At 71.4% G+C, this 23,946-nt stretch carries 21 protein-coding genes; 10 read left to right on the top strand and 11 right to left on the bottom strand.

Going from position 1 to position 23,946, the window contains the following annotated elements; all coding sequences use genetic code 11:
- The first annotated feature begins 6 nt into the window (after nt 1-6).
- Complete coding sequence (locus VT50_RS25630) at nt 7-861, top strand: sirohydrochlorin chelatase (RefSeq protein ID WP_046085717.1); 855 nt, start codon at nt 7-9, stop codon at nt 859-861.
- Nucleotides 862-913: 52 nt separating this feature from the next.
- Complete coding sequence (gene cobC, locus VT50_RS25625) at nt 914-2,020, top strand: Rv2231c family histidinol phosphate aminotransferase CobC (RefSeq protein WP_046085716.1); 1,107 nt, start codon at nt 914-916, stop codon at nt 2,018-2,020.
- An 828-nt stretch (nt 2,021-2,848) separates the two neighbouring features.
- Here the strand turns inward: cobC and VT50_RS25620 are convergent.
- Both VT50_RS25620 and VT50_RS25615 read right to left on the bottom strand, forming a co-directional pair.
- Nucleotides 2,849-3,748, bottom strand: coding sequence for an SCO1860 family LAETG-anchored protein (locus VT50_RS25620; RefSeq protein ID WP_046085740.1), 900 nt, complete (start codon nt 3,746-3,748; stop codon nt 2,849-2,851).
- 274 nt (nt 3,749-4,022) lie between these two features.
- Nucleotides 4,023-5,132, bottom strand: a complete 1,110-nt coding sequence (locus VT50_RS25615; protein WP_206269482.1) for an amidohydrolase family protein — start codon at nt 5,130-5,132, stop codon at nt 4,023-4,025.
- Between the two features lie 442 nt (nt 5,133-5,574).
- Between VT50_RS25615 and ectA the strand changes: the two genes are divergently transcribed.
- The 4 genes from ectA to thpD all read left to right on the top strand — a co-directional run bounded on the left by ectA (nt 5,575) and on the right by thpD (nt 8,853).
- Complete coding sequence (gene ectA / locus VT50_RS25610; RefSeq protein WP_046085714.1) at nt 5,575-6,144, top strand: diaminobutyrate acetyltransferase; 570 nt, start codon at nt 5,575-5,577, stop codon at nt 6,142-6,144.
- 109 nt (nt 6,145-6,253) lie between these two features.
- Nucleotides 6,254-7,516, top strand: a complete 1,263-nt coding sequence (gene ectB, locus VT50_RS25605; protein WP_046085713.1) for a diaminobutyrate--2-oxoglutarate transaminase — start codon at nt 6,254-6,256, stop codon at nt 7,514-7,516.
- Nucleotides 7,517-7,556: 40 nt separating this feature from the next.
- Nucleotides 7,557-7,961: an ectoine synthase gene (locus VT50_RS25600; protein WP_020872270.1), complete on the top strand. Its 405-nt coding sequence runs from the start codon at nt 7,557-7,559 to the stop codon at nt 7,959-7,961.
- A gap of 4 nt (nt 7,962-7,965) precedes the next feature.
- On the top strand, nt 7,966-8,853 hold the full coding sequence (gene thpD / locus VT50_RS25595) for an ectoine hydroxylase (RefSeq protein WP_046085712.1): 888 nt from the start codon (nt 7,966-7,968) through the stop codon (nt 8,851-8,853).
- A 108-nt stretch (nt 8,854-8,961) separates the two neighbouring features.
- On the opposite strand, the gene VT50_RS25590 is transcribed toward thpD, so the two are convergent.
- On the bottom strand, nt 8,962-10,008 hold the full coding sequence (locus VT50_RS25590) for an aminotransferase class V-fold PLP-dependent enzyme (protein WP_046085711.1): 1,047 nt from the start codon (nt 10,006-10,008) through the stop codon (nt 8,962-8,964).
- A 202-nt stretch (nt 10,009-10,210) separates the two neighbouring features.
- Entirely contained in the window at nt 10,211-11,794 is a 1,584-nt protein-coding gene (locus VT50_RS25585; protein ID WP_046085710.1) for an aldehyde dehydrogenase (NADP(+)), read from the bottom strand.
- Between the two features lie 87 nt (nt 11,795-11,881).
- Between VT50_RS25585 and VT50_RS25580 the strand changes: the two genes are divergently transcribed.
- Together VT50_RS25580 and VT50_RS25575 are read left to right on the top strand one after the other, a co-directional pair.
- Nucleotides 11,882-12,652: an IclR family transcriptional regulator gene (locus VT50_RS25580; protein ID WP_046085709.1), complete on the top strand. Its 771-nt coding sequence runs from the start codon at nt 11,882-11,884 to the stop codon at nt 12,650-12,652.
- A 106-nt stretch (nt 12,653-12,758) separates the two neighbouring features.
- Nucleotides 12,759-13,739, top strand: a complete 981-nt coding sequence (locus tag VT50_RS25575; protein WP_046085708.1) for an aldo/keto reductase — start codon at nt 12,759-12,761, stop codon at nt 13,737-13,739.
- Between the two features lie 43 nt (nt 13,740-13,782).
- On the opposite strand, the gene VT50_RS25570 is transcribed toward VT50_RS25575, so the two are convergent.
- On the bottom strand, nt 13,783-15,228 hold the full coding sequence (locus VT50_RS25570) for an NCS2 family permease (protein ID WP_046085707.1): 1,446 nt from the start codon (nt 15,226-15,228) through the stop codon (nt 13,783-13,785).
- A 94-nt stretch (nt 15,229-15,322) separates the two neighbouring features.
- The gene (locus tag VT50_RS25565; protein WP_046085706.1) at nt 15,323-16,543 is read right to left on the bottom strand and encodes a right-handed parallel beta-helix repeat-containing protein; all 1,221 of its coding nucleotides are present in this window, start codon (nt 16,541-16,543) and stop codon (nt 15,323-15,325) included.
- A 304-nt stretch (nt 16,544-16,847) separates the two neighbouring features.
- On the opposite strand from VT50_RS25565, the gene VT50_RS25560 reads away from it, so the two are divergent.
- Nucleotides 16,848-17,249 carry an N-formylglutamate amidohydrolase gene (locus tag VT50_RS25560; RefSeq protein WP_046085705.1) on the top strand — a complete coding sequence of 134 codons (402 nt, stop codon included), beginning with the start codon at nt 16,848-16,850 and terminating at the stop codon, nt 17,247-17,249.
- A gap of 34 nt (nt 17,250-17,283) precedes the next feature.
- On the opposite strand, the gene VT50_RS25555 is transcribed toward VT50_RS25560, so the two are convergent.
- The 4 genes from VT50_RS25555 to VT50_RS25540 form a co-directional block, all read right to left on the bottom strand.
- Nucleotides 17,284-18,096: a polysaccharide deacetylase family protein gene (locus VT50_RS25555; protein WP_046085704.1), complete on the bottom strand. Its 813-nt coding sequence runs from the start codon at nt 18,094-18,096 to the stop codon at nt 17,284-17,286.
- A 119-nt stretch (nt 18,097-18,215) separates the two neighbouring features.
- Nucleotides 18,216-19,388, bottom strand: a complete 1,173-nt coding sequence (locus tag VT50_RS25550) for an MFS transporter (protein WP_046085739.1) — start codon at nt 19,386-19,388, stop codon at nt 18,216-18,218.
- Between the two features lie 152 nt (nt 19,389-19,540).
- Nucleotides 19,541-20,740 (bottom strand): hypothetical protein, encoded by a 1,200-nt coding sequence (locus tag VT50_RS25545; RefSeq protein ID WP_046085703.1) that lies wholly within the window; start codon nt 20,738-20,740, stop codon nt 19,541-19,543.
- Nucleotides 20,737-21,750 carry a 5-dehydro-4-deoxyglucarate dehydratase gene (locus VT50_RS25540; protein ID WP_046085702.1) on the bottom strand — a complete coding sequence of 338 codons (1,014 nt, stop codon included), beginning with the start codon at nt 21,748-21,750 and terminating at the stop codon, nt 20,737-20,739. Before VT50_RS25540 ends, VT50_RS25545 begins: the two co-directional genes overlap by 4 nt.
- Before the next feature lie 321 nt (nt 21,751-22,071).
- Here VT50_RS25540 and VT50_RS25535 point away from each other — a divergent pair, with 321 nt between their 5' ends.
- Nucleotides 22,072-22,881, top strand: coding sequence for an NAD-dependent epimerase/dehydratase family protein (locus VT50_RS25535; protein ID WP_046085701.1), 810 nt, complete (start codon nt 22,072-22,074; stop codon nt 22,879-22,881).
- A gap of 466 nt (nt 22,882-23,347) precedes the next feature.
- Here VT50_RS25535 and VT50_RS25530 read toward each other — a convergent pair whose 3' ends face one another.
- Nucleotides 23,348-23,929, bottom strand: coding sequence for a cysteine hydrolase family protein (locus tag VT50_RS25530; protein WP_276207324.1), 582 nt, complete (start codon nt 23,927-23,929; stop codon nt 23,348-23,350).
- Nucleotides 23,930-23,946: the final 17 nt, after the last annotated feature.

Below are 23,946 nucleotides of genomic sequence, written 5' to 3'. Positions count from 1 at the left end.
CGCACCATGCACCAAGGAGACCTCGTGACGACCCCGCCCGCCCTGCTCATCGCAGGCATCGGCACGCGAGACGAACGGCATGCCGCCGCCTTCCAGGCATTCGTCAGGGAGTTGGCCGCACGCCACCCGGACCTGCCCGTGGCGGGTGGCCTCACCGGAGCGGGCAGCCACCCGCTGTCCGACGCGATCGCCCGGCTCGTCGGAGAGGGGGTGACCCGCTTCGCGGTCGTCCCGATGTCCCTGGTCCCGGCGGCTCCCCCGAGAGACGGCATCGCCGCCGCGCTGGCCCAGGAGGCCGAGCGGCACGCCGACGCCTCGTTCGCGTCCGCCCGGCCGCTCGGTCCGCACCGCACACTGCTGAGCCTGCTGGAGCGGCGGCTCGACGAGGCGCTGGGCAATCGGCCCCGGCTGCCCTCGGACCGCGCGGAGACGACCGTGCTGCTGGTGGGCGACGGTTCGCCGCTCCCCGAGGCCAACGCCGAGGTGCACCGCGCGGCCCGGCTGCTGTGGGAGGGCCGTGGCTTCGCGGGCGTCGAGGTCGCCTTCGCCTCGCTCGCCGCCCCGGATGTGGCCTCCGGCCTGGACCGCTGCGCCAAGCTGGGGGCGCGGCGGGTCGTGGTGCTGCCGTACTTCCTGTTCGAGGGTGACGCCCTGGAGCGGGTGCGGCAGCAGGCGGAGGGCTGGGGGCTCGCCCACCCCGAGGTCGAGGTGGTCCCGGCCGATGTCATCGGCCCGGCGCGGGAGTTGGCCGACCTGGTCATGGATCGCTATGAGGAGGTGGCCGACACCAGCGAGCACGCCGGGTTCAGCGATGAGGCCCACGCGTTCGCGCATCCGGACGCCCATGTCGATGTCCGCTGAGCCGTCCGCGACGTCCACTGAACCATCCGCGACGTCCGCTGAACCGTTGGTGATGTCCGCTGGCGCATCGGCGGATCCGCTCGCGGACGGGTCCGCCGGGTTCGATCTGCGGCATCACGGGGACGCGGAGGTGCGGGGTGCCGATGCCGCACTGACGGACCTCGCGGTCAATGTCCGGGCCGGTACGCCGCCGGACTGGCTCAAGGCCCATATCGCCGCGTCCCTCGACGGACTGGCCGCCTATCCGGACGGGCGGGCGGCACGGGAGGCGGTCGCCGGGCGCCATGGGCTTCCGGTCGGACGGGTGCTGCTGACGGCGGGCGCCGCGGAGGCGTTCGTCCTGCTCGCCCGCGCCCTGCCGGCCCGACGGCCGGTGGTGGTGCATCCGCAGTTCACCGAGCCGGAGGCAGCGCTGCGGGACGCGGGGCACACGGTGGGGCGTGTGGTCCTCGAGGAGCGGGACGGCTTCCGGCTGACCCCGGCGGCCGTGCCGGAGGACGCCGATCTTGTGGTGATCGGCAACCCCACCAACCCCACATCCGTACTGCACCCGGCCGCCGTCGTGGCCGGGCTGGCCCGGCCGGGGCGGACGCTGATGGTGGACGAGGCGTTCATGGACGCCGTCCCGGGTGAGTCGGAGTCGCTGGCGGCCCGCACCGATGTGCCGGGGCTGGTGGTGCTGCGCAGCCTCACCAAGACCTGGGGCCTGGCCGGGCTGCGGATCGGCTACGTACTGGCGGATCCTGACACCGTCACAGCGCTGGAGCGGGTCCAGCCGCTGTGGCCGGTGTCCAGCCCGGCCCTGGCCGCGGCCGAGGCGTGCTGCACCCCGTCCGCCCTCGCCGAGGCGGCCCGGGCCGCGCACCGTACGGCCGCCGACCGGGCCCATCTCGCCGACCGGCTGGCCGAGTTGGCTGAGCTGGCGGAGTCGGCCGAGGTGCGGGTGTGTGGCCCGGCGGCCGGGCCGTTTCTGCTGATCCGGGTGGCGGGCGCGGCGGCGATCCGCACCCGGCTGCGGGAGCTTGGCTTCGCCGTCCGCCGCGGTGACACGTTCCCAGGCCTCGGCCCGGAATGGCTCCGGCTCGCCGTGCGCGACCGGGCCACGACGGATCGGTTCGTCATCGCCATGACGAAGGCGATTGCGGACACGGCCGCCTAGCCGACGCGGCGCGCACGGCACGGCGCGGGCAGCGCGGCACGGCGCGGGCAGGGCGGCACGGCGCGGGCAGGGCGGGCAACTATCGCTCGCCCGAGCCCCCTTGACCGGGCCTTGCGCCCGCGTGCCTGGTGCGACCGCCCGGGCCCTGCGCCCTGCCCGGGCCCCGGCGCCGACATCCGGCCCGGCGTACACGTCCCGGCCCGGCATCCACGTCCGGGGCGGAAGTCCGTCCCCCGGTTCGGCGCCCCCGGGCCCCGGCGCCAACGCCCAGGGCCACGGCCGGAGCATGGAATCCGCCCCCGGCCCCGGCACCCGCACCCGCACCCGCACCCGCACCCGCACCCGCACCCAACGTCCACGCCCGTGTGCGCATCCGCAGCGAGCCCACGCCACGTGGCGCAGCCACCCCCAGCACCGGCACCCCCACCAGGTGGCGCAGGCGCCCCAGCACCCACACCCGGTGTGTAGCCACCCCAGCAATCACACCCGCACCAGGCGGCGGCGCAGCCACCTCAACCCCACACCCCCACCACGTGACACAGCCACCCCAACACCAGCACCCGCACCACGAAGCGCAGCCACCCGGACCCCAGCGGCCGTGCGCGAGGCGCAGCCACCCCAACCCCAACACGCGCACCACGTGACACAGCCACCCCAACACCAGCACCCGCACCACGAAGCGCAGCCACCGGCCCCGACACCCCCACCACGTAGCGCAGCCCCCCAACCCCAGCACCCCCACCACGAAGCGCAGCCACCCCGGCCCCGGCGGCCGTGCCGCGTGGCACGGTCGCCGGGGCCAGTGGGGCAGGCGTCAGGCGTCAGGCGTCAGCTGGCGTCGGTGTCGGTGGCGGCGGCCCGGCGGCGGCGGGCCAGGACCACGGCGCCGCCGCCCACGGCGAGCAGCAGGGCGCCACCGGCCACCAGGTACGGCGTGGCCGAGCTGCCGCCGGTCTCGGCCAAGTGCTCCGGCTTGGGCTGGGGCTTGGTCTGGGAGCCCACGCTCGGGCTGGGTTCGACCGCCGCCGCCACGGGTGACTCACAGGTCGCCCGGGCGAGGGTGACCTGCCCCTCGACCTCGGAGACGTTCAGCTTGAGCGGGTTCACCGAGACCCTCAGGTTGAGAGCCGTGGCCGCCGCCGTGCGCGAGGTGGTGGCCGTCCGCGACAGGTCGAGCCGGACCTGGCCGAGCGACGGCACATCGACCGTGGTGGTGCCGCTCGTGCGCAGGGTGACCTTCTGGCCGAGCACGCTGACGCTGCCGAGCAGGTTGGAGTGGGCGGTCGGCCGCTTCCCGACGGCACACACCGCCTTCGAGGTCACCTGCTCGACCGTGATCAGCGGCACCGCGGCCAGGCCCGGCACATGGACCTGGGCGTTGACGAGGTTGGAGTACCCCTCGGCGCGCTGCTTGTCCGCGGCGGCCCGGGCAGTGGCCACATCGGCCCGCAGGACACTGAACGGCCGGCCCCCGTCCACGCCGTCCACGGTCGCGCTGAGCGCCGTCTTGCTGGCCGTCGCGGGCGCGCGCACATCGTTCAGCACGACCGAGAGCGGAGCCGTGACGGTCTTGTTGAGCAGGGAGACATCGAGATCGGTGCGGAGCACGACCGCACCCGCCTTGCCGGTGGTACCACCGGTGTCGGCCTGCGCGGTCGCCGCGGGCAGCAGGCCCAGGACGGAGACCGCGGCAGCGGCAGTGGCGGCCGCCAGACGGCGGGTGGGCATGCCGAAGTAGGTGTTGCTGGAACAGGACACGTGAGTTGACCCCCACAGGAGACATGGAGCCGCCGGCGCCTGCCGCGGGGGACTCCACGGGCGCCGACGGCCTCGACCACGCCATATTTGCGCACCGAGGGTAAACAGGCAGACACATGCCGGCCGTTCATCCCAAAGGGTGTGGTTCGCCGCCCAGTTCGAACCGCGTTCCCTTCCGGCCCCCCTCGCCCCACCCGTCTCGCTCCCCCGTCTCGCTCCCCCGTCCCGCGTCAGCCGTCCCGCGTCAGCCGACCACCCGTCCCCGCAGCACCACCCGCCGCGGCGTCGTCAGCACCCGCACATCGGCGCGCGGATCCGCGTCGTAGACGACGAGATCGGCGGAGGCACCCTCGGTCAGCCCCGGCCGCCCGAGCCAGTCCCGCGCCCCCCAGGTCGCCGCCGAGAGCGCGTCCCGCACCGGGATGCCCGCCTTCACCAGCTCGGCGACCTCCTGCCCGACCAGCCCATGGGCCAGACCGCCGCCCGCGTCGGTGCCGGTGTAGACCGGGATGCCCGCGTCGTAGGCCGCCCGCACCGTCTCGTAGCGGCGCGCGTGCAGCCGCCGCATATGGTCGGCCCAGCGCGGGAACCTCGCCTCGCCGCCCAGCGCGAGCCGGGGGAAGGTGGCGATGTTGACCAGGGTCGGGACGATCGCCACGCCCCGCTCCGCGAACAGCGGGATGGTCTCCTCGGTGAGCCCGGTGGCATGCTCGACGCAGTCGATCCCCGCCTCGACCAGCGGGGCCAGGCTCTCCTCTGCGAAACAGTGCGCCGTGACCCGCGCGCCCAGCCGGTGCGCCTCCGCGATGGCCTCCTCGACCGCGCCACGCGGCCAGCAGAACCCCAGGTCACCGGTCTCCCGGTCGATCCAGTCGCCGACCAGCTTGACCCAGCCGTCGCCGCGCCGGGCCTCCGCGGCCACATACGCGACCAGGTCCTCGGGCTCGACCTCATGCGCGTAGTTGCGGATGTAGCGCTTGGTGCGGGCGATATGGCGGCCCGCCCGGATGATGCGGGGCAGGTCCTCGCGGCCGTCGATCCAGCGGGTGTCGGCGGGCGATCCGGCGTCCCGCAGCAGCAGCGCCCCGGCCTCCCGGTCGGTCAGCGCCTGCTTCTCGCTCGTGGAGTCGTCGACCGCCCCATGGGCGTCGAGTCCGACATGGCAGTGGGCGTCGACGAGGCCGGGCAGCACCCAGCCCTCGATCAGCCGGATGTCCCTGGCCCCGGGCGGCCGCTCGAAGGTGATCCTGCCGTCCACCACCCACAGCTCGTCCCGTACGTCCCCGGCAGCGTCGCCGGTGTCCGGTCCGACCAGGACCCGGCCCTTGATGTGGAGCACCGCGCTATCCCTCATGCAACGCACTGTACGAGACCTGAACAGGGCGTTGACCGGCCGATTCCGGCGCCCCCGCGGTGCGGGGCGACCTTTCGTCAGTTCACCGTGTAGCTCCCAGGTAGCTCACCGTGAGAGATTGAATTCATTGCAGCTTGGCCCGGAATTCCCCGCGTTTTTCCGCTACTGCTTCCACATTCGTCTGCCCGCTTTTATGATTCCTAAACGCAAAATTTTTCACGAGATCCTGGCCCCCAAAATTCAAGCGGGTCACCGGCCAGTTACGCACATGTGACAGACTCCACATGCGATCCGCTATGACCAGGTAACTTCCCCGCAAATCACCGCTTTTCGACGACCCGACGCGCGCGCACGCGCGCCCGCGTGATAACATAACCACACCCCTTTGCGTAACCCCTCCTCGCGATGCATTTTCTGATTCTGCTAGGTAAATTGAATTTGCATGACCGCCGCACAAGCAGACCTAGTCCGTAGCGAATTGGATTTGCCGGAGGGCCTGTCCCTCGACACCCCGCGCGTCGAGGACGGAGCCGCGATCTGGCGAATCGCTCGCGACTCCAAAGCCCTGGACCTCAACTCCTCCTACAGCTATCTCCTGTGGTGCCGCGACTTCGCCGCCACATCCGTCGTGGCGCGCGGCGCCGACGGCGGACCGGTCGGCTTCATCACCGGCTACGTCCGCCCGGAGCGCCCCGAGACCCTGGTCGTCTGGCAGGTCGCCGTCGACGACGCCTGGCGCGGCCGCGGACTGGCCGCCACCCTGCTGGACGGGCTGGCCGCGCGGGTCGCCGCGACGGGCGTCCGCGGCATCGAGACCACGATCACCCCGGACAACACCGCCTCGAACCGGCTGTTCACCTCGTTCGCGGAGCGGCACAGCGCCCCGCTCGAGCGTGAGGTGCTCTTCCACGGCGGTCTGTTCCCCGACGGTGCGCATGAGCCCGAGGTGCTCTACCGCATCGGTCCGCTCGGCCCGCGCGCTCCGCACGGTCCGCGCACCGACCGGACCTGACCCCGACCTCGCCGACGACCTGCTGACGACTTCGCTGAAGACTTCGCTGAAGATCTCGTTTCACCCCCGATCTCTCACCCCCCTCACATCCCTCTCCCAGGAGAACGCTGTGACCATCACCCCGCCCGCCCTGAGCGTCTTCGAGGCCCTGGAGTCGGAGGTGCGCAGCTACTGCCGTGGCTGGCCCGCCGTCTTCGACCGTGCCCAGGGCAGCCACATGTACGACGAGGACGGACACACCTACCTCGACTTCTTCGCCGGGGCCGGGTCGCTCAACTACGGCCACAACAACCCGGTGCTCAAACGGGCACTGATCGACTACATCGAGCGTGATGGCGTCACCCACGGCCTGGACATGTCCACCACGGCCAAGCGCGCGTTCCTCGAGTCGTTCCAGAACAACATCCTGCGCCCGCGCGACCTGCCCTACAAGGTCATGTTCCCGGGCCCGACCGGCACCAACGCCGTCGAGGCCGCGCTGAAGCTCGCCCGTAAGGTCAAGGGCCGCGAGTCGATCGTCTCCTTCACCAACGCCTTCCACGGCATGTCGCTGGGCTCGCTGGCCGTGACCGGCAACGCCTTCAAGCGCGCCGGTGCGGGCATCCCGCTGGTCCACGGCACCCCGATGCCGTTCGACAACTACTTCGACGGCACGGTCCCGGACTTCCTGTGGTTCGAGCGGCTGCTGGAGGACCAGGGTTCCGGCCTCAACCAGCCCGCGGCCGTGATCGTCGAGACCGTGCAGGGCGAGGGCGGTATCAACGTAGCGCGGCCCGAGTGGCTGCGCGCCCTGGCCGAGCTGTGCGAGCGCCAGGACATGCTGCTGATCGTTGACGACATCCAGATGGGCTGTGGCCGTACCGGCGCCTTCTTCTCCTTCGAGGAGGCGGGCATCACTCCGGACATCGTGACCGTCTCCAAGTCCATCAGCGGCTACGGCCTGCCGATGTCGCTCACCCTCTTCAAGCCCGAGCTGGACGTCTGGGAGCCCGGCGAGCACAACGGCACGTTCCGCGGCAACAACCCCGCGTTCGTCACCGCCGCCGCCACCCTGGACACCTACTGGGCGGACGGCCAGATGGAGAAGCAGACCCTGGCCCGCGGTGAGCAGGTCGAGCAGGCGCTGCGCGCCATCTGCGAGGAGCAGTCCGGGGTCGACTTCCGCGGCCGTGGCCTGGTGTGGGGCATGGAGTTCGAGGACAAGCCGCGCGCCTCGGCCGTCTGCAAGCGCGCCTTCGAACTGGGCCTGCTGGTCGAGACCTCCGGCCCGGAGAGCGAGGTCGTCAAGCTGCTGCCCGCGCTGACGATCTCCCCCGAAGACCTGGACGAGGGGCTGCGTACCCTCGCCCGCGCGGTCCGCGAGACCGCATAACCCTCCCGCACCGCAGAGAAGAGAGAGGCAAGAACTCACCGTGATCGTCCGATCCTTCAAGGACATCGAGGACACCGAGAGGCACATCAAGTCCAAGTCCGGCACCTGGGAGAGCAAGCGCATCGTGCTCGCCCGGGAGGGCGTCGGCTTCTCGCTCCACGAGACCATCCTCTACGCGGGCACCGAGACGTCGATGTGGTACGCCAACCACATCGAGGCGGTGCTGTGCGTCGAGGGCGAGGCCGAGCTCACCAATGACGAGACCGGTGAGAAGCACTGGATCACGCCCGGCACCATGTACTTGCTGAACGGGCACGAGAAGCACACAATGCGCCCCAAGACCGACTTCCGGTGTGTCTGCGTCTTCAACCCGCCGATCACCGGACGGGAGGACCACGATGAGAACGGCGTATATCCGCTGATCACCGAGACCGAGGAGGCATGATCCGATGACCACGGTCACTGACCTGTACCCGACCCGTGGTGCCGTGGAGGTCGCCACACCACGCGTGGACCCGGTGGTGTGGTCCGAGCCCGGGGCTCCGGGGCCGCTGCAACCGTCCGAGCTGAGCGATTTCGATCGCGACGGCTTCCTGGCGATCGACCAACTGATCACTCCGGATGAGGTCGCGGTCTACCGCGCCGAACTGGACCGGCTGGTCACCGACCCGGACGTGCGCGCCGACGAACGCTCGATCATCGAGCCGAAGTCCAGGGACGTACGGTCGGTGTTCGAGGTGCATCGGATCAGCGAGGTCTTCGCGAACCTGGTGCGGGACCCGCGGGTGGTGGGTCGCGCGCGGCAGATCCTGGGCTCGGACGTCTATGTCCACCAGAGCCGGATCAACGTCAAGCCGGGCTTCGGGGCCTCGGGCTTCTACTGGCACTCGGACTTCGAGACCTGGCACGCCGAGGACGGGCTGCCGAACATGCGGACCGTGTCGGTCTCGATCGCCCTGACCGAGAACTTCGACACCAACGGCGGCCTGATGATCATGCCGGGCTCGCACCGCACCTTCCTCGGCTGTGAAGGGGCCACGCCGAAGGACAACTACAAGCGGTCGCTGCAGATGCAGGACGCCGGCATCCCGTCGAACGAGGCCCTGAGCGGCTTCGCCGACAAGCACGGCATCAAGCTGTTCACCGGCAAGGCCGGGTCGGCGACGTGGTTCGACTGCAACTGCATGCACGGGTCCGGCGACAACATCACGCCGTACTCCCGCAGCAATGTGTTCATCGTGTTCAACAGCGTGGAGAACGCGGCGGTCGAGCCGTTCGCCGCGCCGGTCCACCGGCCGGAGTTCATCGGCGCGAGGGACTTCACGCCCGTACGGTGATGACGGCCGTGCGCTGATGTGACGTCCGTGATCTGAGGGAAGCCGGGGTGCCCCGGCTTCCCTCAGATTTTTTCCGCCGCGAACCCCCGTTGCCGGGAGCGGATCCGCTCAGCCGGACAGCCGCTCCAGCAGCCGGTCCACATCGGCCACGGTGTTGTACAGGTGGAAGGAGGCGCGGAGGTTGCCTGCCCGCGCCGAGACCTGCACCTCGGCCTCCGCCAGCCGGGGCGCGGCGTCGCCCAGGCCCGGTACGGAGACGATGGCCGACCCGGGGGCGGCCACGGGCCGGTGGCCGAGCGCGATGACCCCGTCCCGGAAGCGGTCGGCGAGCGCGCGGTCATGCGCGGCGATGGCCTCGGTGCCCAGCTCCTCGACCAGCCCGAGCGAGTGCCGGGCCGCGACGTAGGCGTACACGCTCGGGCTCTCGTCGAAGCGCCGTGCGGAGTGGGCGAGTTCGGCCACCGGGCCGTAGCAGCTGTCCCAGGGCTGCTCGCCCGCGACCCAGCCCGCGAAGACGGGGGTGAGTTCGCCGAGGTCATCGGGCACGGTCAGAAAGGCGGCCCCGCGCGGGCACATCAGCCACTTGTAGGCCACGCAGACCGTGTAGTCGTCCTCGGCCGCGTTCGCCGGGAACCAGCCCGCCGCCTGGCTGAGGTCCACCAGCGTACGGGCCCCGTGGGCGCGGGCGGCCTCCCGGATGGCGGGGAGGTCGGCGATCCGCCCGTCCGCCGACTGGACCGCGCTCACGGCCACCAGCGCCGTACCGGGGCGCACCGCCTCCGCGATCTCCTCCAGCGGCACGATGCGCAGCTTGAGGTCGCGACGGACGGCGAAGGGGTTGACCAGGGAGCTGAAGTCGCCGTCGGCGACCAGGACTTCGGCCCCGGACGGCAGCGAGGTCGCGATCATCCCCGCGTATACGGCGACCGAGCTGCCGGCCGCGACGCGCCGGGCCGGTACGCCGACGATCCGGGCGTAGGCGGCGCGGCTCGCCTCGACCGCCTCGAAGGACACGTCCGCGATGGGCTGTCCGGCGGCCGAGCTGTCGAGGACCGCCTTCACGGCGGCGGCGGAGCGTGCGGGGATCAGACCGCTGGACGCGGTGGTGAGATACGTCGTATGTGGCGCGAATTCGGCGCCCGCCAGGCTCTCCATGTGCATCCACTATGGGACGGGCGCTCCCCGGCGTCCATCGCATTTCCGCGTCGGATGCCTTCAAGCGATCCTTATACATACCCGCTGACCAGCGGCGATACTTATGGCTTACGCGGCGCGCGGGTGAAGCGCCGACGCGAATCGGCCGCCGGACGCGCGGGTCAGGTCCGCGGGTCCGGCGGCCGGGCCGTCGTTCCGGGAGTCAGCCGCGCTGCTCCCGGACGCCGTTGATCCGCCGCGGCAGCTCCAGCGGGTTCTCGTCGCGCAGCTCCGGCGGCAGCAGCGCGGCCGGGGTGTCCTGGTACGCGACCGGTCGCAGCCAGCGCTCTAGGGCGGTGCCGCCGACCGAGGTGGAGGTGGAGGTGGTGGCCGGGTAGGGGCCGCCGTGGTGCTGGGCGGGGGCGACCGCGACACCGGTCGGCCAGCCGTTGACCAGGACCCGGCCCGCCAGCGGGGTGAGCTCGGCGATCAGTTCACCGGCCCGGCCCTCGGTGCCCTCGCCCTCGGCGGCGGAGAGGTGGACGGTGGCGGTGAGGTTGCCGGGGAGCCGTCCGAGCACCGCGCTGATCTCATCGTCGCTCTCGTAGCGCGCCACGACGGTCACCGGGCCGAAGCACTCCTCCAGCAGCACATCGTGGGGGCCGTCCTCGGCGAGCCGCCGCGCCGGGACGGTCAGAAAGCCCGCGCTGACCGTGTGCTCACCGCCGGAGCCGGGGGTGACCGGGGCCACCACGTCCGCCAGCTCGATGCGCTCCTTGATCCCGGCGACGAAGTTGTCCCGCATCCGGTGGTCGAGCAGGACCCCGGCCTCGGTGTTGCTGACCGCGTCGGTGAGGGACTTCAGCAGGCCGTCGCCCGCCGGACCAGCCGGGGCCAGCACGAAGCCGGGCTTGGTGCAGAACTGGCCGACGCCCAGCGTCATGGAGCCCGCGAGCCCGGCGCCGATCTGGTCACCGCGCTCGGCGGCCGCGGCCTCGGTGACCACGACCGGGTTGAGGCTGCCCAGTTCGCCGTGGAAGGGGATCGGCACCGGCCGGGAGGCCGCCGCGTCGTGCAGGGCACGGCCGCCGCGGACCGAGCCGGTGAAACCGGCGGCGGCGATCAGCGGATGCCTGACCAGCTCAAGACCCGCGTCGAAGCCGTGCACCACCGCGATCACCTCGGCGGGCACCCCGACCCGCTCGGCGGCGCGGCGCAGCGCGGAGGCGGCCACCTCGGAGGTGGCGGGGTGGTCGGGGTGGGCCTTGACGATCACCGGGCAGCCCGCGGCGAGGGCGCTCGCGGTGTCCCCGCCGGGCACGGAGAAGGCGAGCGGGAAGTTGCTGGCGGCGTAGACGGCGACGACGCCGAGCGGCAGCTTGTAGCGGCGCAGATCGGGCCAGGGCGGGGTCTGGGTGGCGTCGGCGTGGTCGACGCGGACGTCGAGGAAGGCGCCCTCGTCCACGATGGCCGCGAACGACCGCAGCTGGTAGGTGGTGCGGGCGAGTTCGCCGGTGAGCCGGGCGGGGCCGAGGGCGGTCTCCGCGTCGGCGGCCTCGACCAGCTGGTCACGGGCCTCGTCGAGCAGATCGGCGGCGGTGCGCAGCAGGGCGGCGCGCACCGTACGGTCGGCCAGGGAGCCGCGGGCGGCGTGGGCCGCGCGCACCACGCGGTCGACCTCCTCCACGGTGGCTTCGACCGCTACCTGTTCGCGCTGCTTTCCGGTTCGGGGGTCGACGCTCCACACTGGTGCTGACACCGCGGATTCCTCCTGCTGTGGTGTTACCGCTGCTTGCGTGTCACACATCGACGGTGTTCGATATGCTGAACGCTGTCCCGGGTGATGAATATCCCCCTGGGACTCTATGGCTGGTCGAACAGAGGGGTCAAGGCGATGTCAGCTGCTGAGACGGGCGGGGCCCAGGTCAAATCGGCGGTCCGCACGGTCGAACTGCTGGAGTTCTTCGCCGGGCGGCCCGGGATGCACAGCCTCGCCGCGGTCCAGGAGGCCGTGGGCTACCCCAAGTCGAGCCTCTACATGCTGCTGCGCACCCTGGTGGAGCTCGGCTGGGTGGAGACGGACGCCACCGGCACCCGCTACGGGATCGGGGTGCGCGCCCTGCTCGTCGGCACCTCCTACATCGACGGCGACGAAGTCGTGGCCGCCGCCCGCCCCACCCTGGACCGGCTCTCGGACGACACCACCGAGACCATCCACCTCGCCCGGCTCGACGGCACCAATGTCGTCTATCTCGCCACCCGGCAGTCGCAGCACTATCTGCGCCCCTTCACCCGCGTCGGCCGCCGGCTGCCCGCCCACTCCACCTCGCTGGGCAAGGCGCTGCTGGCCACGTACTCCGACGAGCAGGTGCGCAAGCTGCTGCCGGAGACGCTGAGCCAGCTGACCGAGCACACCATCACCGACCGCGAGAAGCTGATCGAGGAGCTGCACCTCATCCGGGAGCAGGGGTACGCGGTGGACCGCGAGGAGAACACCCTGGGCCTGCGCTGCTTCGGCATCGCCATCCCGTACCGCACCCCCTCGCGCGACGCCATCAGCTGCTCGGTGCCGGTGGCCCGGCTGACCCCCGCCCATGAGCAGATGATCAAGGACGCCCTGTTCGACGCCCGGGACCGGCTCACCCTCGCGACCCGCCGCCTCTGACCTCCGCCGTGCGGTTTCGTCACACCGGGCTGACAATCCGGCGGCCGGGGTGATCTGCTGTGACGGGTCGGCCGAACGGGCGGACGAGCAGGAGGAGAGCAGACGCATGGAGTACGTACGGCTGGGCGCGTCGGGCGTCAAGGTATCGCGGATCTGCCTGGGCATGATGAGCTACGGCAACCCCGAGCACCGGCCCTGGCAGCTGGACATCGATGACGCGCGGCCGATCGTGCGGCGCGCGGCCGAGGAGGGGGTGACCTTCTTCGACACCGCCGACATGTACTCGGTGGGCCGCAGCGAGGAGATCACCGGCGAGCTGCTGCGGGAGCTCTTCCCCAGCCGCGACGACTACGTCCTGGCCACCAAGGTCTACAACCCGATGGGCGAGGGCCCCAACGACCGCGGGCTGTCCCGCAAGCACATCATGGCGGGCATCGACGCCTCGCTGCGGCGGCTGGGCACCGACCATGTGGACCTCTACCAGATCCACCGCTTCGACCATGAGACGCCGCTCGAGGAGACGATGGAGGCGCTGCACGATGTGGTGCGGGCCGGGAAGGCCCGGTACATCGGCGCGTCCTCCATGTACGCCTGGCAGTTCGCCAAGGCCCAGCACATAGCCGAGGCGCACGGCTGGACCCGGTTCGTCTCGATGCAGAACCACTACAACCTGCTCTACCGCGAGGAGGAGCGGGAGATGAACCCGCTCTGCCTGGACCAGGGCGTGGGCGTCATCCCGTGGAGCCCGCTGGCGCGCGGGCTGCTGGCGGGCACCCGCGACCGGGACCGCACCGGGCAGACGGTCAGGGCGGGTAGCGATCCGCTGGTGGAGCGGTGGTACGCGGACGCGGACTTCTCCATCGTGGACGCCACCCGCGCGATCGCCGAGGAGCGCGGGGTGTCTCCGGCCCAGATCGCGCTGGCATGGCTGCTCGGCAGGCCCGGGGTCACCGCGCCGATCGTCGGGGCGACGAAGACCCGCCATCTGGAGGACGCGGTCGCGGCGGCCGGGCTGACGCTGGACGAGCAGGAGGTGGCCCGCCTGGAGGCCCCCTACCGCCCGCGCCCCATCATGGGCCACAGCTGACGGGGCGGTTCCCGGGGGCCTTCCGCGGCGGAGGGCCCGCGGCTCAGGTGAGCAGCCGCTCCAGGGGGTCGATCGCGAAGTAGACCACGAACAGCGCGGCCGTCCCCCACAGCAGCCAGTGCACCTCCCGCGCCTTGCCCAGCACCGTCTTGATCACCACATAGGAGATGAACCCGGCGCCGATCCCATGGGAGATGGAGTAGCTGAACGGCATCAGGGCGATGGTGAGGAACGCCGGGACGGCGATGTCGATCCGCTCCCAGTCGATCGACCGCACCTGGCTCATCAGCAGGAAGCCCACCGCGATCAGCGCCGGGGCCGCGGCCTGGGCGGGCACCACCGTGGCCAGCGGGGTCAGGAAGAGCGCGAGCCCGAACAGCGCCCCGGTGACCACGCTGGCGAAACCGGTGCGCGCGCCCTCGCCGACCCCGGCCGCGGACTCGATGTAGCTGGTGTTGGACGAGGCGGACGCGGCGCCGCCGAGTGCCGCCGCCGCACCGTCGATCAGCAGCACCCGCCCCAGCCCCGGCACCCTGCCCTCGGCGTCCAGCAGCCCGGCCTCATTGCTCACCCCGACGACCGTGCCCATGGTGTCGAAGAAGTCGGACAGGATGAGGGTGAAGATCAGCAGGACGATGGTGACCACGCCGACCTGCTGGAACGCCCCGAAGACGCTGAAGGAGCCGAGCAGTCCGAAGTCCGGGGTGTCGACGACGCTGTCGGGGAGGGTGGGCACGGTCAGCCCCCATGCCTCCGGCCGGATGTCGGCGATCTCGTTGATGACGATCGCGAGCACGGTCGAGACGACGATGCTGATCAGCAGGGCGCCCTTGGCCTTGCGCGCCATCAGCGCGATGGTCAGCAGCACCCCCACGCAGAAGACCAGCACCGGCCAGCCGCTGAGCCGCCCGTCCGCGCCGAGCTGTACGGGGGTGGAGCCGGTGGGGCCAGGGATGCGGGAGACGAACCCGGCGTCGATGAAGCCGATGAAGGCGATGAACAGTCCGATCCCCACGCTGATGGCCTGCTTCAGCGGCTGCGGGATGGCGTGCATGACCGCCTCGCGCAGCCCGGTCATCACCAGCGCGCAGATGATCAGGCCCTCCAGGACCACCAGGCCCATGGCGTCGGGCCAGCTCATCTGCGGGGCGATCTGGAAGGCGACGACCGCGTTGAGCCCGAGGCCCGCGGCGAGGGCGAGCGGCAGATTGCCGCCGATGCCCATGGCTACGGTCATCACGGCGGCCACCAGGGCGGTGGCGGTGGCGAGTTGGGTGCCGGAGAGCTGCTCGCCGAACTTGTCCTTGGCCCCGCCCAGGATGATCGGGTTCAGGACGAGGATGTACGCCATCGTGAAGAAGGTGGCGAAGCCGCCCCGGACCTCCCGGCCGAGGGTCGAACCCCGCTCGGATATCCGGAAGTAGCGGTCGAGCAGGGGGAGTCCCGGCCCCGGCGGGGCCGGTGCCTTGTCCGTGGTCTGTCTCGCCATGGTCGCGCTCCTCGGGGGACGGCGGGCGGGTCGGCGGCGTGCCGGATCAGGGGATTGTGCCCGCCAGGAGCGCGATACAGGTTTTCCCGAGGTTTCAGTTCATCGGCGAACCGATCTCGGTGCGGTCCATCACCATGAGGAAGCCGGTGAGCGGCAGCGAGCCGTTCGTCCTCCGGGGGTTGACGGCCGTGGTGGGGTCGGTGGTGACCAGCGGCGGGGCGGCCCGGCCGCCCGGCGCCCAGTTGTTGTCCCGCGAGACGGCGAGGAGGCCGGTGTCGGCGCTGCCGCGCCCGTTGGAGAGCGCGAGGTTGCGGATCAGCTGGGCGCGGGAGCCGGCGACGGCGTAGCCCTTGCCCCAGTTGTCGAAGGAGGTGGTGCGCTGGAGCCGGAGCGGTCCGGTGTTGCCGCCCGCGTCAAAGCCGCTCTTGGTGTTGGCCCAGGCGGCGGAGGACCGTACGACATGGGCGGGCGAGGGCGCGCCGCGGCGGTCGGCGCCGAGCTGGAAGCCGCTGCCGTCGCCCTTGAAGTAGGGGATGTGCCAGCGGTTCCGGCCGTTCCCGAAGGCCCAGGAGTGCTCGATGGTGACGGGGCTGCCCCACATCCACAGGTCGAGGCCGTCGTCGCTGTTGTGGAACAGCCGGGATCCGGTGACCACATTGCCGGTGCCGGAGCCGTGGGTGATGGCTATGCCGTCGGCCCGCTGGCCGCCGGTGGCGTCGTCGTGGTTGGCGTAGGAGTCCAGGTTGCGGATGAGGTTGTCGTTGGTGCCGTCGCCGCGGAGGGTGAGGCCGGTGTCACCGTTGCCGTGGGTGCTGAGGTCCTGGAAGACGTTGCGCGCGCAGGAGGTGCAGACCAGGCCGCCGCCCGGGGCGTTGCGCAGTTCGATCCCCGAGACCGTCCAGTAGTCGGCGCTGAGGGAGACCAGGGAGGAGCCCCGGCCCAGCCGGGAGCCGTCGAGCCGGACCTTCTCCGCCCGGTAGGACCGCAGTTGGACCCGCTCGCGGGGGGTGCCGCTGATGGAGCTGCGCAGGGTCCTGGAGGGGTAGTACGTACCGCCGCGGACCTCGATGGTGGTGCCCGCCTTGGCGCTGGCGAAGGCCTTCTCCACGCTACGGTAGGGGGAGTTGAGGGTGCCGGTGTTGCCGTCGCTGCCGTTGGTGGCGACATACAGGGTGGTGGGCACGGCGCTCGCGCCCTCCGGCGAAGCCGTCAGATACACCCCGGCCACGGCCGACGCCACGATCACGGCGCTGCCCAACGGCAGCGTGCGGTCCTTGCGACGGCGGTGACGGCCCCGTTTGCGTCTCAGCCCCATGGCAACTCCTGTTCCGCGTCGAGAGAACGGGCCGGAGGATCCGAACCGGCCCACTCCATGTCGTAGTTGCCGCCAGTCCAGTCTAGGTTGCCGGGACCCCGAGGATTCTTAGATTACGAAATCCCGATCGCATAGCGATAGCTTGCGACAACTCTTGATCACTTTGTGGCCGAGAGTTCGGGTGACCGATCGGAACCAATCAGCTTGTGTCCGTCGCGCGGAGCGTGCGCGATCAGCTCCCGGGCGGGGCCGTGGGCTTGTCCTTCTTCAGGCCCGTCAGCATCTCGTCGCGGAAGTACGTCAGATGGCCCCGCCACACCGCGGCGGCCTCCTCCGCCTCGCCCGCCTCGATGTGGGCGATGACGCGGCCGACGTGGAACGGCGGATCTCCAGCTACTACGCCCCCTACCACGCCGCGCTCGCGGATCTCCTGGCGGAGCGGCGCCGCACCTTCGGCCGGGCCTTCCAGCTGAGCTGCCACAGCATGTCCTCCGTTGGCCCGCGGGACGGTGTGCGGCGGCCGGAGATCTGCCTCGGCGACCTGGACGGGACCACCGCCTCGCCGGGGACCGGGATCGACAGCGTCCAGGTCGAGCTGCGGCGGGATCTGTACCTGGACGAGGTGACCTGGACCCCGCACGGGGGCCTGGCCCGGCTCCAGGAGTGCTTCGCGGCGGTGGCGGCGGCCGTACGGTCGCTGGGATAGCGGCTCGGTCCCTAGGTCCCTAGGTCCCTGCCGGTCAGGGGCGGTAGACCTGACCCGGCTCCGGGGTGGCCGGGGCCATCAGCTGGGAGACCGTCACCACCGTGTAGCCGTCCTCCTTCAGCTTCGCCAGGATCCCCGGCACCGCGGGCACCGTGCCCTTGTAGATGTCGTGCAGCAGGATGATCCCGTCGCGCTTGGTCTGCTCCAGCACCCGCTTCTGGATCAGCGCGGAGTCGTTCGTCTGGTAGTCCTTCGCGGTCACGCTCCACAGCACCTGCGCCACGCCCAGCTCACGGCAGATCTTGGAGACCCGCTCGTCCGTACGCCCCTGCGGCGGCCGCATCAGCAGGGGCGTACGGCCGGTGAGCTTCTTGACGGCGCTCTGGACACGGGTGATCTCCGTGCGGACCTCGTCGGAGTCGGTCTTGGTCAGGATCTTGTGCGACCAGGTGTGGTTGGCCAGTTCATGCCCCTCGTCCGCGATGCGGCGCACCAGGTCCGGATGGCGTTCGATGTGCTTCCTGCCGAGCATGAAGAAGGTCGCGTGGGCCTTCTCGCGCTTGAGGATCTTGAGCAGCCGGGGCGTGTTGCCGCTGGGACCCGCGTCAAAGGTGAGGGCGACGCATTTGGCGACCGCGCAGTCAACCGGGCCGGTCTTCCCGCCGTCCTTCTCCTTGAGCACGTTCGGCTTCGCGGCGGCCGGTGTCGCGTGCTTGGCGTCCGACGCCGCGTGCTCCCGGGCGCTGCGCGGTGAGGTGGTGTCGTAGGACGCCCCGCAGCCGCCGAGGCCCAGCGTCAGACAGGCGGTGCCGATGAGCAACCCGGATATTCGGCCTTTTCGCCTCATTGATATCCCCCAAGTCCCCTTGTGGTCAATAGCGATCACAATGCCGCCAACATCCGTCTAAATACGTAAAGTTGGAGACACGAACTGTGAGCACTATACACATCGAGTATACATGGGGTTCATAGAGAGCCCGAGGGACCCGAAGGCAGGCCGGGGAGTTGGGCGATGGCTTCGGGGAGGGCGGGTTCTTCGAGCGGGCGGAGGAGGAGGCAGCCGAGGGCGGGGAGGGCTATCAGGGGGGCCAGGGCGGTCTGGAGGGTGGTGGCGTCGGCCAGGGCGCCGACGAGGGGGCTCGCGAGACCGCCGACGCTGACGGTCAGGCCCAGGGTGACCCCGCTGGCGGTGCCCACACGGCGGGGCAGATAGTCCTGGCCGAGGGTGACGTGCAGGGAGAACGGCACATAGAGCCCGGCCGAGGCGAGGGCCACGCAGAGGTAGAGCGCCGGGCCGGGAACGAGGACGACGCCCGCGACGGCGAGGACGGTCAGGGCGTACGACCACTGGACGACCGGGACGCGGCCGTGGCGGGCGGCCAGTCGGCCCCCGGCCACCGTGCCCACCGCACCGCCCGCGTAGAGCACGAACAGGGCGGCGGTACCGGCCAGTTCGCCTCCGCCCGCGCGCTGGCGCACATACAGCGAGATGAACGCGCTCAGCCCGACGAAGACGATCGAGCGGCACATGATGGCGCCGGACAGCCGGAGGAACGAGGGCCAGTCGTCCCGCCCCGCTCCCCCGCGGCTCGCCCGCGCGGCCCCGGCCGCCGCGCCCGGGGCCCTGAGCGCCCGCAGCGCGGCCGCGCACAAAGCGGCCCCGGCGACGGCGGGGAGCGCCAGCAGCGGGGAGGCGCGCAGACCGCCGGTGGCGATGACGGCCGCGACCGCGAGCGGCGCGGTGGCGAAGCCGAGGTTGCCGCCGAGCGAGAACCAGCTCATCGCGGTGTGGCTGCCCCGGCTGGCGAGCCGGGCCACCCGGGCGGACTCGGGGTGGTACGCGGCGACGCCGATCCCGGAGACGGCGACCACCGCCAGGGTGGCCGCGTAGGAGCCGGTGACCCCGCTCAGCGCCACCCCCGCGCCGCCCACCAGCGTGCTCACCGGCAGCAGCCACGGCATGGCCCACCGGTCGGTGAGCGCCCCGAACAGCGGCTGTACGACGGACGACAGCAGCGAGGCCGCCAGGACCACGCCGGAGGCGGCGGCGTAGCCGTAGTCCCGTTCCGAGACGAAGAACGGCACCAGCGCGGCCACCGCTCCCTGGTAGATGTCCACGCAGGCGTGTCCCAGGGACATCAGCGCGATGGGCCCGCGGTGCGAGGTGGTCCGTGTGGTCCGTTTCGTCGGCACCCTTCGATCGTGGCGGTGCCACCGGGTGTCGCGCTTCCGATAATCCGCCGGGCCGTCCCGGAAACCCGCCAAGGGCGGACTCCCGGGGCAGCCTCAGCTCAACTCAGCTCGGCCAGGGCGGTGCGGACGGCGGCCAGGTCCTGGTCGGAGGCCAGACCGGCGTGGTACAGACGGAGCTCGTCCGCGCCCAGCTCCACCGCGTGGGCCGCGTCCCGTGCCAGCGTCGCCGGGCTGCCGCCCATCCCCGCCACCACCGTGAAGTTGGCGGCCAGCACGGTCCGTTCGGTCCGGTGCGGGACGAACGGCGACAGGACCCCGGAACGCGCCGCCTCGCCCCCGGTGCACGGCAGGACGACCCCGTCGGCCTCGGCCAGCGCATCGGCCGGGTCCACGCCCACGTTGGCGCCGAGGCGGTGCGGGGCCGGGTCGGCGTGCAGCAGCACCTGGAAGTCCTTGTCCGCCGCTGCCCTTACGGCGGCCACGGCCTCGCCCCGCAGACCGCTCGCGACCCGGTCGCGCCAGTCCGCGAACAGCGCGGCGTGGTCGGCTCCGAGCGCCTTCTCGACCTCGGCCCACTCCCCCGCGCGGTCACCGCCGTCCGCGGTCGTCCCGCCCGCCCACACCGGCCGCAGGGCGCGCAGGACGAGCCCGCGCAGCTCCTCGGGGTCCGCGCCCAGCCCGGCGTAGCCCGCCTCGCAGCTCTCGCAGAAGCACAGCGACATCAGATACTGGGCGGCGCCGCCCAGCGGCACCCCGCCGATCTTGTCGTGGGCGTGCAGATGGGCGAGCCCGTACCAGCCGCAGGACTCCAGCTCGGTGCCGCGGGCACCGGGCCGTACGGCGGCCTCGGCCGCCAGGTCCACCAGATAGGCGCGCACCTCGGGGCGGGCGATGCACGGCGCCCATGGGTAGCGGTCGCCATAGGCGTTGCGCACGGCGATCCGCGGATGCTCCTCGCCCAGCCGGGAGTTGTGCGCGAGCACCACCCAGGTGTGGACCTCGAGACCGGCGGCGGCCAGTGCGGCGGCGGCCTCGCCGTACGGATCGTCGCCCGGCACCCACGACTGCTCGTACGGCCGCAACTCGCGCCCCTGCCAGCGCTCGGCGCCCGGCGGGTAGAGCACGGCCGCGTGGCGGGCGGTGACGATGCGGTGGCCGGGGTGGCGCGGGGTCAGTGCCCGGGTGGAGTGGTAGGCCGAGGCCAGCGTCACCTGCTGGACGCCGAGGTCGGCGATGCGGCGCGCGGCGTCCGGGTCCCCGACGACGTCCCAGGGGTAGACGAAGGCGGAAGCCTTCACCGCGCCTCCCCGTCCCGGCGTCCGTTCCCGTCCCCGTCCCCGTCCGCATCCCCGTCCGCGACTCCGTCTCCGTCCGCGTCTCCCTCTCTGACCAGCGTCATGCCGCGCTCGATCAGCTCGGCCAGCTCCTTGACGTGGGCGGGGCTGGGCTCGCTCAGCGGCGGCCGCACCTCTCCGACGTCCAGCCCGCGCAGCCGCACCCCCGCCTTGACCAGCGACACCGCATAGCCGCGACCCTGGTTGCGGAGCTCGACCAGCGGCCGGTAGAAGCCGTCGAGCAGCCTGTTGACGGTCGCGTCGTCGCCCGTCATGAGCGCCTTGTGGAAGGCGAGGGCGACCTCGGGAACGAAGCAGAAGACGGCGGAGGAGTAGAGCGTGACGCCGATGCCGCGGTAGGCGAGGCCGGTCAGCTCGGCGGTCGGCAGCCCGTTGAAGTAACGGAAACCCTCGTCGGGGGCGTTCGCCCGCACCGCGCTCACGACGCGCTGCATCAGGTCGAGGTCGCCGATGCCGTCCTTGAGGCCGATGATGCCGGGCACCTTGGCGAGCCGGGCCACCGAGTCCGGGCTCAGGACGGCGTTGTCCCGCTGGTAGACGATGATGTCGAGGTCGGTCGCGCCCGCGAGGGCGCTGTAGTGGCGGATCAGCCCCTCCTGGTCGGCCACGACCAGATACGGCGGCATGGCGAGCAGCCCGTCCGCACCCGCGCGCTCGGCCAGCTTGGCGAACTGGATGGCCAGCGCGGTCCCGTACCCGGCGCCCGCGACCACCGGCACCCGCCCCGCGGCCTCCTCCACGGCGACCGCGACGCAGTCGTGGAACTCCTCGGGCGTCAGGGCGTGGAACTCGCCCGTGCCGCAGCACGCGAAGACGGCGCCCGCACCCGCGTCGATCCCGGCGCGGATGTGCGCACGGTAGATCTCCAGGTCCAGGGCGCCATCAGGACCGTAGGCGGTCACGGGGAAGAACAGCAGTCCGTCAAGGCGCTCGGCGAGTGAAGCTGAGGTCACGGGGCTTCTCCCTGTCGTGTACACCGACCCGCCGTCACCCACCGACGCCGTGTGCACGTTTCTGATCGTCATCTACATTCGTGAACAGCTTTACCGTAAGGCAGCCATTGGCCGCCGGTCAAGGGCGCCAGCGCGGCGACACCACCACTCACCCGAATTCTCCCACCGATGAATTGATGGGCGTCACACCGCCCTTGACGCCTCATGCGTCGATCCTTACGGTGTCCATGAATCTGAACCACATACATGAATAAAAACCACATATGTAAGAGCGCTTCGCGCGAGAACCCCATAACGCGACCCTTTACGGAGGATCCGCCCATGCCCGCTCCCCGCACCGTCCTCCTCACCGGCGCCGCCGGCGGCATGGGCACCTTGATGCGCGAGCTGCTACCGCCGTACGGATACCGGCTGCGGCTGCTCGACCAGCTCCCCATCGAGGGCGAGCCGGAGGCGATCACCGCGGATCTGTCCGACCGGGACGCCCTGCGCGAGGCCGTGCGGGGCGTTGACGCGATCATCCATCTCGCGGGTATCTCCCTGGAAGCCCCGTTCGAGAAGATCCTGCGCGCCAATATCGAGGGCACGTACAACGTGTACGAGGCGGCCCGTGAGGCGGGGGTCCGCCGGATCGTCTTCGCCTCCAGCAACCACGCGGTGGGCTTCACCCCGCGTCCGGTGGGGGATGACCCGCTCATCCCGGTCCACACCCCGCGCCGCCCCGACACCTACTACGGGCTGTCCAAGGCGTTCGGCGAGGACCTGGCCGCGCTCTACTGGGACAAGCACGGCATCGAGACGGTCGCCATCCGCATCGGCTCCTGCTTCCCCGAGCCGACGACGGTCCGCATGCTGTCCATCTGGCTGAGCCCGGCGGACGGCGCCCGGCTCCTCCACGCCGCCCTTACGGCGGAGAACGTGGGCTATACGACGGTCTACGGCAGCTCGGCCAACAGCCGCCCGTGGTGCGACCTCTCCTCGGCCCGCGCCCTGGGGTACGAACCGAGGGACGACTCCGAGCCGTACGCCGCGAAGCTGATCGCCGAACAGGGCGAACTGGAGCCGGACAACCCCGACCACGAACACCTGGGCGGCGCGTTCTGCACCAACCCACCGATCTGGCCGCGCTGAGGTTTCCGGGCGGGCACCTGCGTATAAGGGCGCCGCTTACCGAGGCGCGGTGGTTTTGAGCATGGGTCCGGAGGTGGGGAGGGCGCCGCCGCCGACCGCCGGGCCGGTCGGATGTCGGGCCGTGGCGGCTCGGCGATGGAGGGGATGCGGTCCGATCCGGAGTGCGAGTCCGGTGGCGCCCGGGGCGGCCGCTCCGGGTACCCATCGAAAAAGCGCTTGATCTAACGCAACTAATGTGTCAAGTGTTTTCGAGACGGGGTACCCCGGCCCATCCGGGAAACGGTCCGGCCCCGGGCCCCGAGCGATCCGCCGGACCGGCAAACGACCTTGCCCCCGAGCACGGACGCCGCCGCCGGGCCCCGCCCCCACCGGCCCGGCACCCGGCGACGAGGGCCGGGGCCCCACTCGCCGCCCCTTGCTCAAACGCGCCGAAGGCGCGAAACGGCGCCGCGCCCAACCGAGCCGCTCAGCCCGCCGCTGCCGTCTTGACCCACTCCTCGACCGTCTCGACTTCCGCCTGCCCGCGGAAGACCTTCTCGGTGAGGACGCGGTGGACCTCCGGGTCCGGGTCGTAGCAGGCGTCCGACAGGACCGTCAGCCGGTAGTCCAGATCGGCGGCCTGGCGCAGTGTCGACAACACCACACCACTGGTCGCGATGCCGGTCAGCACCAGGTGTGTGATGCCCTGCGCCCGCAGTACTACCTCCAGGTCGCTCCCGGTGAAGGCGCTGACCCGCCGCTTGGTGACCACCACCTCCCCCTCCCGCGGTGTGACATCGGGGTGCAGGGCCACGTTCGGGTCGTCCTCCGTGAAGGCTCCCGGCGGCAGCGCGCCGAATACCTTGTTGCGGGCCGACGCCTCGGGGCGGCCCGGGCGGAAGCCGACGACGACGTACACCACCGGGATCCCCGCGCCCCGCGCGGCGTCGATCGCGCGGCCCAGCCGCGGCAGGTAGTCGTCATCCTGGACGCGGGCCACGATGCCCTTCTGGACGTCCATCACGAGCAGGGCCGACTTGTTCGCGGTCAGGTTCGTGTTCGTGTTCACGCTCTCGTTCTCCTTCG

Origin of the sequence: Streptomyces antioxidans (genome assembly GCF_000968685.2) — a bacterium.
Lineage (GTDB): Bacteria > Actinomycetota > Actinomycetes > Streptomycetales > Streptomycetaceae > Streptomyces > Streptomyces antioxidans.
Note: the sequence above shows the minus strand (reverse complement) of the source record. Positions and strands in the feature narration are given on the sequence as shown.